This is a genomic window from Stenotrophomonas sp. 10L48 (genome assembly GCF_056395105.1).
Genome location: NZ_JBFTIX010000003.1, coordinates 199609 through 210951 on the forward strand (window position 1 = coordinate 199609; position 11343 = coordinate 210951).

The 11343-nt window shown below is 63.3% G+C and carries 9 protein-coding genes; all 9 read left to right on the plus strand.

The window, feature by feature from the left end; genetic code table 11:
* Positions 1 to 29: 29 nt before the first annotated feature.
* The 9 genes from AC1DCU_RS06470 (at position 30) to AC1DCU_RS06510 (ending at position 11284) form a co-directional block, all read left to right on the plus strand.
* A complete protein-coding gene (locus AC1DCU_RS06470) occupies positions 30 to 1385 on the plus strand; it encodes a Gfo/Idh/MocA family protein (RefSeq protein WP_442251326.1) in 1356 nt (451 codons plus the stop codon).
* A 282-nt stretch (positions 1386 to 1667) separates the two neighbouring features.
* Positions 1668 to 6338, plus strand: a complete 4671-nt coding sequence (locus AC1DCU_RS06475; protein WP_442251327.1) for an RHS repeat-associated core domain-containing protein — start codon at positions 1668 to 1670, stop codon at positions 6336 to 6338.
* A gap of 13 nt (positions 6339 to 6351) precedes the next feature.
* On the plus strand, positions 6352 to 6819 hold the full coding sequence (locus AC1DCU_RS06480) for a hypothetical protein (RefSeq protein ID WP_282279540.1): 468 nt from the start codon (positions 6352 to 6354) through the stop codon (positions 6817 to 6819).
* A gap of 161 nt (positions 6820 to 6980) precedes the next feature.
* Positions 6981 to 7268 (plus strand): hypothetical protein, encoded by a 288-nt coding sequence (locus AC1DCU_RS06485; RefSeq protein ID WP_051585062.1) that lies wholly within the window; start codon positions 6981 to 6983, stop codon positions 7266 to 7268.
* Positions 7269 to 7381: 113 nt separating this feature from the next.
* Entirely contained in the window at positions 7382 to 7750 is a 369-nt protein-coding gene (locus AC1DCU_RS06490) for a hypothetical protein (RefSeq protein WP_282279539.1), read from the plus strand.
* A 32-nt stretch (positions 7751 to 7782) separates the two neighbouring features.
* Positions 7783 to 8412, plus strand: a complete 630-nt coding sequence (locus AC1DCU_RS06495) for a hypothetical protein (RefSeq protein WP_235189971.1) — start codon at positions 7783 to 7785, stop codon at positions 8410 to 8412.
* A 651-nt stretch (positions 8413 to 9063) separates the two neighbouring features.
* Positions 9064 to 9717, plus strand: a complete 654-nt coding sequence (locus AC1DCU_RS06500) for an STN domain-containing protein (RefSeq protein WP_152543314.1) — start codon at positions 9064 to 9066, stop codon at positions 9715 to 9717.
* Positions 9714 to 10244: an RNA polymerase sigma factor gene (locus tag AC1DCU_RS06505; RefSeq protein ID WP_235189972.1), complete on the plus strand. Its 531-nt coding sequence runs from the start codon at positions 9714 to 9716 to the stop codon at positions 10242 to 10244. Before AC1DCU_RS06500 ends, AC1DCU_RS06505 begins: the two co-directional genes overlap by 4 nt.
* On the plus strand, positions 10241 to 11284 hold the full coding sequence (locus AC1DCU_RS06510; RefSeq protein ID WP_081794581.1) for a FecR family protein: 1044 nt from the start codon (positions 10241 to 10243) through the stop codon (positions 11282 to 11284). Before AC1DCU_RS06505 ends, AC1DCU_RS06510 begins: the two co-directional genes overlap by 4 nt.
* Positions 11285 to 11343: the final 59 nt, after the last annotated feature.

Sequence of the window (11343 nt, forward strand, 5' to 3'; positions counted from 1 at the left end):
GGCGCGCCTTCAAGAGGAGAGTGTTTGCCATGAAGCGTAGGGAATTCATCGCGGCCAGCGCCGCTGTCGCCGCCAGCAGCCTGCTGCCGCAGACCCCGGCATGGGCACGTGGCCGCAAGGTACGCCTGGCCGTGATCGGTACCGGCATGCGTGGCCTGGTGCTGCTGAAGGAACTGGTGCGCCGAGACGACGTGGAGGTCGTTGCCCTGTGCGATATCGAGCCGATCATGCTCGGCCGCGCCGTGGACATGGTCAGCAAGGCGGGCAAGCCCGCGCCGAAGACCTACGGCCAGGACCGCGACATCAACGCGTGGAAGCGCCTGCTGGAGCAGAAGGGCATCGATGGCGTGATCATCGCCACGCCGTGGGAGTACCACGCACCGATGGCGATTGCCGCGATGCAGACCGGCGTGGCCGTGGGCTGCGAAGTGGTGGCCGGCATCACCCTGCAGGATCACTGGGACGTGCTGAAGACCCAGCTGAGCACCGGCACCCCGTACATGCTGCTGGAGAACGTCTGTTACCGCCGTGACGTGATGGCGGCCCTGCAGATGGTGCGGCAGGGTCTGTTCGGCGAACTGGTGCACCTGCAGGCCGGTTACCAGCACGACCTGCGCGGGGTGAAGTTCAACTCCGGCGACCCGAACCAGCCCTACGACAGCGGCGTGGAATTCGGCCCCAAGGGCTGGAGCGAAGCACGCTGGCGCACCGAACACTCGGTGGAGCGCAATGGTGAGCTCTACCCCAGCCACGGCATCGGCCCGTGCGCGATGTATACCGGCATCAACCGCGGCAACCGTTTCACCCACATCAACGCATTCGCCACCAAGGCGCGTGGCCTGCACGAATACACCGTAGCCAAGAGCGGCGGCACCACCCATCCGAGCACCAGGGTGAAGTTCAAGCTCGGCGACATCGTCACCACCACGCTGGCCTGCGAGAACGGCGAGACCATCCTGCTGCAGCACGACACCTCGCTGCCGCGACCGTATTCGATGGGCTTCCGCGTGCAGGGCACCAAGGGCCTGTGGATGGACGTGAACCATTCGATCCACATCGAAGGCCGCAGCCCGCCGCACCAGTGGGAAGAGTTCAAGAAGTACCAGGACCAGTACGAACATCCGCTGTGGAAGCAGAATGCCGACACCGCTGCCAGCGCCGGCCATGGCGGCATGGACTGGTTCGTGATCCATGCGTTCGTGGAAGCACTGAAGGCCAAGGCGCCGATGCCGATCGACATCTACGACGCAGTGACGTGGAGCGCGATTACCCCGTTGAGCGAGCAGTCGATCGCCAACAGTTTCCAGACGCTGGAGTTCCCGGATTTCACCGCGGGCCTGTGGCAGAAGCGCAAGCCGATTTTTGCGTTTGACGGAAAGTACTGAGGTCTACACCCTTCCACGCTGTGACGGAGACGCCGGGCATTGCCCGGCGTTTTTGTATCTTCGGGCCATTATCGATGGTTGGCGGTTATCAGAAAACTCTGAAATTCGACCCGCTCCACACTTTCTGACTTGAATGCGTAACCCACATCGGAGATAACGTCCCCATGCGGCCACGCCGCAATCCGGAACAGGGACGATCCGACGCAGGGCGGGAAAGGGCAATGGCTGCCCGAGCGCCTTCGTTCCTCCCGGTGCGGTAACCGCCCAGGAAGGAGAACAGGGATGTTGAAGCGATTGAAGGATCTGTCGTGCGCAGTGCTGGCGATGGCCGTGCTGGGGTGCGTGGGTACCACTGCGGTGCAGGCGCAGGAGGTGAAGAAGAAGTGGGAGAGCTACCTGTCGATGGGCCAGCCACGGGCCACCGAAGCTGCAGTGCAGAAGGACATCAGGGCCTTCTTTGCCCGGTACGAGGACGACAGGCCGTTCGTCTGGGAAGTGAAGCGGCAGCGCGTGCAGGCAAACAAAGTCATCTATGACTACCGGGCCAAGCCCGAGGCTATTGTCAGCACAGACTGGGTCTACGTTTACTCGGATCAGGAGTATGCGTCTGAAGATGAGGTCCGGGAGGCGATCCTTGGTCTCAACGCGAGCGACCCCCAATGTCCGGCAACCACGCTGACGGAGGAGGAGTGGGCTGAATTTCCAGGCCTTGGCGTCGGAGACGACGGAAGCATCACACACGAGGACAAGAAATTTCACTATACCCAGAATCGTTTCTACGCAGGTACACAGAGCTGCTCAGAGATGAAGGGATGGGAATACGTGCGCCGCGATAGGACAGCTGAGTGTCCGAATCGATCCGGTATGTTGTGGAATGAAGCCATCCAGATGTGCTCGCTGATTCAGCAGGATGAGCCGATGATGGCGCCAATGCTGGCGTATACGAGTACCCCGCTGCCGCCCCAGCAGTGCCCGGTGGGAAATCCGTGTGATCCGACAACGGGTGACAAGTCCCAGCCAGAATTCGATTTCGATTTCGGCTGGATCAGCTTCCGTCGCCATTATCATTCGCTTACCAGTACAGCGGGCGGAGCACTTGGGACTGGCTGGACGCACTCGCACAACCTGCGGCTCACAGCTGCGGTGGACGACTCGACATTCCCACCGAGCACCGATGTGAAGGTCGGGCTGATTGAGGAAAATGGCGGCCAGATTTCCTTCCAGAAGGTGGGGGCTCAGTACGAGGCAACGGATGGCAGTGGCGATCGTGCGGTGCAGCAAGGCAGTGGCTGGCTGTTGTCAAGGGCGCAGGAACGCATCGAGTTCGGCTCCGACGGGCTGATGCAGCGCCGCGACTTTGAAGATGGCACGTCATTGGTCTATGAGCGCGACGCTCGTGGCCGGCTCCTCGGCATCACCCATTCCTCTGGTCGTCGTTTGGATATCCAGTACGGTGCGCCTGGCGACGATGCGCTGATTTCGACGATTTCGGTAGCCGGTCAGGTCGTGGCCGCGTACGGCTATTCCGTGGCAGGCGAACTGACCACAGTCACCTATGCCGACGGCGGAGTAAGGACCTATCACTACGAAGATGCCCGCTTCCCTGGATACCTGACAGGCGTCACCGCCGAGGATAGCCGGCGCTATAGCTGGTTTGGCTACGACGCCAAGGGGCGTGTGACCTGCAGCCGTCATTCGGGCGACTGCACACAGGCGGATGTCGGCATTGATGGGGTGCGGCTGGATTACACGACCGCCGGCCCGGTCATCGTCACCGATGCACTCGGCAAGCAGAGCACGTACGCGCTTACCGCAAGCGGCACCAGCGGCCTGCCACGCAAGGTCAATGGCATCACCGACAGCAGCGGCACCGCCGGTCGTACCTACCTCCCAGAGGCCACGGACTTCCGCCGCCGCCTGCAGTCCTCGACCGACCGACGCGGCGTGGTCACCCAGTACGCCTACGCAGAGGCCAGCGACCCGGCCGCCGGTACAGTAGCCGTGACAACGACGACGGAAGCGGCGGGTACCCCCGAGCAACGCATCAGCGAGACGCGTGTCGCGCTCGACAGTAATCGCCTCGTGCAGCAGACGGTCGGCAACCAGGAAACCCGCATTGTCCGCAACGCGCGCCTGCAGCCGACCAGCGTCACCGTGCGCGATACAGCGACCAACCATACCCGCGTGACCACGCAGAACTATTGTGAAGCCGAAGGTCAGGACTGCCCGCAGGTGGGCCTGCTGAAAAGCATCGACGGTCCGCGTACGGACGTGGCAGATACCGTGACCTATGCCTGGTACACCGCCGACGATGCAGGGTGTGCGACCAACGGCACCTGTGCGTTCCGCAGGGGCGATCTGCGCAGCGTCACCAGTGCGTTGGGCCATACCGTTGAGACCCTCGCTTACGATGCCTTCGGGCGCCCGTTGTCAGTGCGTGATGCCAATGGCGCGGTGACCGACTACACCTATCACCCACGTGGCTGGCCGACGTCGGTCACCGTGCGTGGCGCCACCACTGCCGAAGATCGCAGCACCCAGCTGAGCTACTGGCCCACCGGCCAGGTGCAGCAGGTCACCGAGCCCGACGGCAGCAGCGTCACCTATGTCTACGACGCCGCCCAGCGGCTCACCGACATTGCCGACAGTGCGGGCAACACCATTCACTACACCTTGGACAACGCCGGCAACCGTCTGCAGGAAAACACGGTCGATGCAGGGGGTACGCTGCGCCGCACGCTGGCCCGTGTCTACAACACCCTCGGGCAGCTGACCGCGCTGAAGGATGCCGGCAACAACGCCACCGGCTTTGCCTACGACGCCAATGGCAATCCGCAGTCGGTCACCGATGCCCTGCAGCGGGTGACGAACCAGCAATACGATCCGTTGAACCGGCTGGCGCAGTCCCTGCAGGACGTGGGCGGTGTTGCTGCGAAAATCCGCAGCCAGTACAACGCGTTGGATCAGGTCACCCAGGTGACCGATCCCAAGGGTCTGCGCACCACCTACGCCTACAACGGCTTTGGTGATCTGACCGGACATGTCAGCCCGGATAGCGGGAACACTACTTTCACGGTTGACGCCGCTGGCAACCGCAAGACCCGCACTGATGCGCGCGGCGTGACCGCCACCTACAGCTACGACGCGCTCAATCGACTGGTCGGCATTGCCTATCCGGATCCCAACCTGGACGTGGGCTATCACTACGACACCGCACCAGCGGTATGTGCCAGTGACGAGCGTTTCGCCAAGGGTCGCCTGGGCCAGGTGCTGCACGCCAATGGCAGCACCGTGTACTGCCATGACCGCTTCGGCCAGGTCACCCGCAAGGTGCAGACGATCAATGGTGTAGCCAGCACCCTGCGCTATGCGTACAGCAAGTCCGGTCGCCTGACCACGTTGACCTACCCGGACGGAGGCGTGGCGGACTATGTGCGCGATGACCAGGGGCGGATCAGCCAGATCGGCCTGACCCGCCCTGGACAGGCCCGGCAGGTGGTGGTCAACAACGTGACCTACGCCGCCTTCGGGCCGGCGACCGGCTGGACCTACGGCAACGGCCGCCAGCTGCAGCGCCCGCTTGATCTGGACTACCGTCCGCAGGCGGTGCATGACCCCGCGGCGGGCGGTCTGTCACTGGGCTACGGCTACGATCCCGTCGGCTCGATCACCGAGCTGAAGAACGGCGCAGGCTCGGAAGTGCTGGCCAAGTATGCCTACGACACGCTCGGCCGACTGACCCAGACCCAAGACGGTGCGACGGGCACGCCGATTGAAACCTATGGCTACGACGCCACCGGCAACCGCACCTCGCTGACCACGTCGGCCGGGACCGCAAGCTATACCTATCCGGCTGACAGCCATCGACTGATTGCCGTGGACGGTCAGGCGCGCAACCAGGATGCCGCAGGCAACACCACCAGCATTGGCAGCAAGACGCTCGCCTACAACGATGCCAACCGCATGAGTGCGGTGAAGCAGGGCGATGCTGTGGTGGAGAGTTACGGTTACAACCACCGCGGTGAGCGCGTGCTGCGTGCGCCAGCCAGTGGCGATGCGCAGGTCACGGTCTATGACGAAGCCGGGCAGTGGGTTGGCAACTACTCGACGACCGGGCAAGCGCAGCAACAGGCGATCTGGCTGGACAACTACCCGGTGGCGTTGATCCAGACACCCGCCACGGGCGTGCCGGGGCTGGCGTACATCCAGCCCGATCACCTGGGTACGCCGCGTGTGGTGATCGACCCCATACGCGATATCGCGATCTGGGAGTGGAGCAGCAAGAGTGAGGTGTTTGGCGACCAGGCACCGGTCAATGACCCTGATGGGGATGGCGTGCTGTTTGAGCTGGCACTGCGCTTCCCGGGACAGCAGGCGACGAATGCGAGTGAGCTGTTCTACAACTATCAGCGCGAGTATGAGCCGGCGGTGGGGCGGTATTCGCAGAGTGATCCGATTGGCCTTAGTGGTGGGATCAGCACTTACGCCTACGCTGAATCCGGTCCTATGGAAAGGGATGACTCGCTTGGTCTCTGTCCCGGTTGCGTACTTGCTCGGCCTCCGGTCGTCGTTCGGCCCCCAGGTAATTCTGGTCGGGGCACTGGAGCTAGTGCAGGTGCGGGCAGATCGCACTCGTGGTACAGCCGGCCTCAGCAAAAAATTGCGCCTAAAGGAGGGAAGTCAAAAAATGACATACCATCTTGGGCGCGGGGGACAAATCCTACGAATGGGGAGACACCTGTTCAGTATGCCCAGCGAGTGTGCAAGGAGTTTGGTCAGGACCCCGGCAAAGGGCAGGGGTCAAACTTGAGCAAGCTAAAAAAATATGCGGAAACGCACTTCACTCCTAGCGGTGAGAAGCCCGGATTCTTTGAGGAATTCTTTTTCAATTTCAGTCAAGATCCTCTGATGGACGCAATTCCAGAAGAGCTCAGGGTTGATGGCGGCATTTAGGCGGGAGTTTGTGATGGCTGATATATATCCGGTTGGGGTTGCTGCGCATGGGAGAGTCGTCTGGTTTGCGTGGGTGTCCGATGACTATGATTATGTGCTATCAAAAAATGGGAGGCCTGTATCAGCCGGTAGCAAGGAGGATCTCGATTACGAAGTCGCTGCTTGCGACGGGACCCTGGACTGGGAGGGTGAATCGTTGCTCGACTTCGAATCCTTGATATCTTCGATTGATTCGGGAGTTGGAGTTAGCCCAGATGCTGTTATTGATGCTTGGAACTTCATGACTGATCTTTTCAGGGTAGTAGCAAATGCTCCACGGAAGATGTTCCACGTCGATATGATAGATACGTACGACTCATTCTTTTCGCAATGCGAGATCGCTCGAGCTGTTGGGCTGACGTCGGTCTCCATCTCTAGACATGACCTCGATCGCGCGAAGATCGTTTTGGAGGACGGGTTGCAGATGGTACTCAGCATTTAGCGACGCGCTTCTAGTTCGCTACGGTATGTACCCGTGCGGAGTGCGGTGCAGCTGAGCCGACGCTGCAAAGGTGACACTGCCTTCTCGACTTGGTTTAGGCGCAGTGACGCCTATTGGTACCGCTGTGTGTTCAGTCCCCGGGCGCGTAGCAAGGAAATTACATGATGGTTGAACGTGCGGAACGGCATAGAGGGTGTCTGATGCGCTTGTTCACCTTTGCCTGCCCCATGTGCGTCGCCGATCGGCAGCGATTTTCGATCCTTTCGGCGCTCGCGCGCCGGCCGAAAAAGCTCTGTCGAGGCTGTGGGATCGTGCTTCGTTCACGCCCATCAATGGGCGTGTATCTTCTGTTCTTGCTATATACGCAATTCATCGGGCTGATCGCGGACTTTCCGCTGATATGGGCCTACATGGAGCAGCAATGGATGGCGATGCCGCGCTCTGTGTAGCTGCGCTTCTGCTATGCCACGTACCAGCGATGGTGATACATGCGCGAGGAACCGCTGTGACAAGGTGAAGCCAGATCGAAGCTACGCCCGTGCCAAGATGAAGGCGTCCAAGCATGATCCTTGAGTTCAACGCATTGCCCTGGTCGGACGCCACCTTGGTTGCGGTGTCCGTTGACCGCAGCAATCCGGGCAACCAGGATGAAGTAGTGGTCCACGTGCGCTGGCCCGACGGGCGCAATGCGCGGGTGGTGTTCCTTGAATGCCGCGGCGCACGATTGGCGCTCAACTTCGGTGTCCTGGGTGAGGACACGATCGACCGCGCATATGTCGATGAGGACAGCAAGCTACTGGCCGATGGCAGACGGCGCTGGGCGGCCTCGGGTGTGTTGCTGCCAAGGCTTCAGTGCTTCCGCATCGAAACCTGCACCACTGCCAGCTCACTCGACATCCTGGCCCTGGGCTGGCGGATAGACTCGCAGTGACGTCCGGTGTGGAAAATTAGGAGTGGCATGGCATGCATGAGACGCACCGTGGCCGGGTATCGGCGAGTGATTCCGTTCGGGTGGGTCCGCCCACCAGCGGGCATCTGGCCGCTCTGTGGCGCGGCAAGCGCAGGGAGATTCCAGGTGCCCCAGCAAGGGACATCATCAAAGGGCCGGTGGCTGGCATCTTGCGCGCAGCGCTGCTGGTCTTGCCAATGCTGGGCGGGTGCAGCATCAACAAATTTCAACGTTCAGAATGGAGCTCGGACTGGGTAGATGTTTCATCCGACGCGATCTTCCCTGGCAATTCAACGACTCTGCCGCTTGACCGCATTTCCACGCTTGATGCGGATAGTGAAGCCGCCATAGCGGAGTGGATGTTGAAGAACTCACTGGTCGCAGTATCGGCATCAGAGGTTGAAGGGAAGATCGGATCATTGCCGTTGAGTGGCCTGAAGCCAGCCCCCGGGGAGAGCGTCTATCTCGTCAGGACCGCTTCGGATGAAGGTAATGGCACGTTCATCGGCTACGTCAACGACAAGGGACTTCTCATCATGTATGGGGTCATGGGGGGCTGCGGCGAGCAGAAGCACCGGGTGGTTGCTGTGAGCCTGCGGGAGAAGCCCGCCAACGTGTTCGGCAGATGCTCGGCGGCGCTGTAGTGCGCTGAAGAGTCGAGCGGCGGTCTGCCACCGTCCCTGGGCGCGCTGGTTCCACATGTGTGATGTCAGCATTCCGTCCGGCAGCGATACCGCATTCCCCACCTCACGGCCGCGTTGTCGGCGGTGCTGGAGGCGGTGCCATCGGCCGCTGAGGCCGCGTGGAGATCCCAAAACTATTCCCCATCCTCTGCTGGGCGGCAGCCCGATGGGCCAGACCGAGCGCGGTTGGCGCCTGCCGCACCCGCTGCTCGGACGCCGGCATCTCAGGCATGGGCTTGCGCGAGGCGGGCATCAACCGTTCGCTCATGCAGGCGTAGTCGGGGATGCGTTCGCCGTTGACCTCCAGTTCGATACAAGCAGCGTCGGCGGCCGTGAGCGCGGGCGCGGTCCTAGGCGCAGCCTTTGCCGGGCCGCCCCACGCGTGCGGCGGTAGCAGCAGAAAGACGCCCGTAGCAAGCCAGCGCAAGAGATGCATGGGTGTCACCAAGTTGCAATGAAGCCGACCTAACGTGACCGGCTTGGCGTTGTGATGCTGGCGTGTCTTGCATGCAGTTTGATGACACCGGAGCGCAGGACGGGGGGCCGGCAATGCGGGCGGGAAGGCGTGATCGCTGCATCCGCGGCGTTGCCTGGCTATTGTGCATCGCATGGATGCTGGCGCCGACGCTGCTGGCCTGGGCCGGCGCGGGCGCTGCGCCCGAGGGGGCTACCCACCTGTTCGACATTCCAGCCCAACCGTTGCCACAGGCGTTGCAGGTGTATGGGGAGACCACAGGGGTGGCGGTACTGATTGATGCCCGCATGCTGGGCGGCCTGCGCTCGACGGCAGTCAGTGGACGCCATGCGCCATTGCCGGCGCTGCAGATGCTGCTGCAGGGCACGGGCCTGGCCCCTCGCTTTGTCGACGGTGGCGGGTTCACGCTGGTAGCGGGTGAGACCCCGGCGTCCAGCGGTGCAGGCCCAGCCAATGCCGGCACACCCTCTGCAACAGACCCCGCCGCGTCCCGGCGCCGAGCGGCGCGTGTCATCCAGCAGTCACTGGAGACAGCGTTGTGCGGCGCGCGCGCGACGCGCCCGGGCGGCTATCGGGTCGCGCTGCAACTATGGTTGGACCCGGCCAACCATCGGGTGAGCCGCGCCGATGTCATGGAAAGCAGCGGCGACCCACGTCGTGATGCCGCGATTCTGCAGCGGTTGGACGACCTGGCCATGCCAGGGCTGCCGGCGGACCTGCCGCAACCGGTGACGCTGCTGTTGCTGCCACACGCTGCGGGCCGCACGCCGCCATGCAGGGGGGCACTGTGACGGCACTCCGCGGGCTGTTCCTGGACCACTACGAGGCCTTCCGCAAGCGCCTGCGCCGCCGCCTGGGCTCGGACGACCTGGCGCTGGATGCATTGCAGGAGACCTGGCTGCGCGTCGAGCGAATGGGCAATATCGTGCCGCAGCGCAGCCCGGTGGCCTATCTGTTCCGCATGTCGATCAACGCCGCCAGCGACCAGCGCCAGGCCCACGCACGGATGCTGACCGGCACCGAGTTGGATGCGCTGATGGACGAGACCGCCGACCATCTGGATCCGGCCACGGTGACGTTCGGCCAGGTGGAAATGGCGCAGCTGGAGCAGGCGCTGCGCGAGCTGCCCGAGCGCCAGCGCGCCATCCTGGTGGCGGCGCGCATCGAGCAGTTGCCGATCGAGGCCATTGCCCTGCAGCACGGGGTGTCGGCGCGGATGATCGGCAAGGAGCTGAAGAAGGCCCTGCAGCACTGCGCAGGACGGCTGGACCGGCCGTTGGTGCAACGGTTCGGTCCCGGCGCCGGAAAACCGTCATGACTGATATGAAGACGAATGTGGCCTCCCCACTGCCGGCAGACGTACGGCAACAGGCACAGGATTGGTTGCTGCGCCTGAACGGTGCGGCAGTCAGTGAAGCCGACGCCGACGCCTTCCGCCGATGGCGGGGGCTCGACCCGCGCCACGCCGCTGCGTTTGCACAGGCACGCGCGCTGTGGAAGGCGCTGGGGCCGGCGCTGCAGGCTACGGGTGCGCAGGCAGAACAGGCGCCTGTGGCCCGTGAGGAGCAGCCGGTGGCAAGTCCGCCGCCAGCTGCCCATGCCGGCAGCCCTGCTCGGCCGCGCAGCCGCGCGCGAATGGGGCGCAGGGCATTCCTGGGCGGCGCAGTCGCAGCGGCGGCAGGTGGCTGCTGGCTGGCGGCCAGTTCGCCACTGGGTCTGTGGCCGGAGCTGGGGGCACTGGGCGCGGACTACCGCACCGCCACCGGTGAGCGCCGCGAGCTGGAGATCCAGGGGGTGACGGTGGCGATGGGTACACGCACCCGTCTGCGACGGTCCGACGATCATGCGCGCGGACTGCAGTTGAGCCAGGGCGAGGCACAATTCGCGCTACCTGCGTGGGCACGGCGTGGCTTCGAGATCCAGGTGGAGGGCGCGCGGGTGACGCTGGACCCGGGCGCTCGGGTGAACGTGCGCTGCGTGGGTGGGGATGTACGGGTGACCTGCCTGGCTGGCACCGCCGCGCTTGCCCGTGGCGCGCGGACAGTGGTGCTGCAGCAGGGCTGGCAGGCACGGCTGGATGGCGCGCGCATTGCCTCGGTGGGGGAGGTGCCCACCGAACGCGTCGACGCGTGGCGACACGGCTGGTTGATGTTCGATGACCAGCCGCTGTCGGAGGTGGTTGAAGAGATCAACCGCTACCGCACCGGGCGCATCGTCATCGCAGACAGCACGTTGTCGCAGCGCCGTGTGCAGGCCCGTATTTCGTTGCAGCGCATCGATACCTTCATCGACTTGGTACGCGATGCCTATGGCGCACGTGTTGTCAGCATGCCCGGCGACGTGGTGCTGTTGGGCTGAGCATGCGGATCCTGCGGGCGCGCGATCACAACACGCCTGCATGACGTTGCGATGACACC

Coding starts and splice junctions, on each gene's coding strand:
- AC1DCU_RS06475 (WP_442251327.1), top strand. CDS start 1,668: ATGTTGAAGCGATTGAAGGATCTGTCGTGCGCAGTGCTGGCGATGGCC.
- AC1DCU_RS06470 (WP_442251326.1), top strand. CDS start 30: ATGAAGCGTAGGGAATTCATCGCGGCCAGCGCCGCTGTCGCCGCCAGC.
- AC1DCU_RS06495 (WP_235189971.1), top strand. CDS start 7,783: ATGCATGAGACGCACCGTGGCCGGGTATCGGCGAGTGATTCCGTTCGG.
- AC1DCU_RS06510 (WP_081794581.1), top strand. CDS start 10,241: ATGACTGATATGAAGACGAATGTGGCCTCCCCACTGCCGGCAGACGTA.
- AC1DCU_RS06500 (WP_152543314.1), top strand. CDS start 9,064: ATGCTGGCGCCGACGCTGCTGGCCTGGGCCGGCGCGGGCGCTGCGCCC.
- AC1DCU_RS06480 (WP_282279540.1), top strand. CDS start 6,352: ATGGCTGATATATATCCGGTTGGGGTTGCTGCGCATGGGAGAGTCGTC.
- AC1DCU_RS06485 (WP_051585062.1), top strand. CDS start 6,981: ATGATGGTTGAACGTGCGGAACGGCATAGAGGGTGTCTGATGCGCTTG.
- AC1DCU_RS06490 (WP_282279539.1), top strand. CDS start 7,382: ATGATCCTTGAGTTCAACGCATTGCCCTGGTCGGACGCCACCTTGGTT.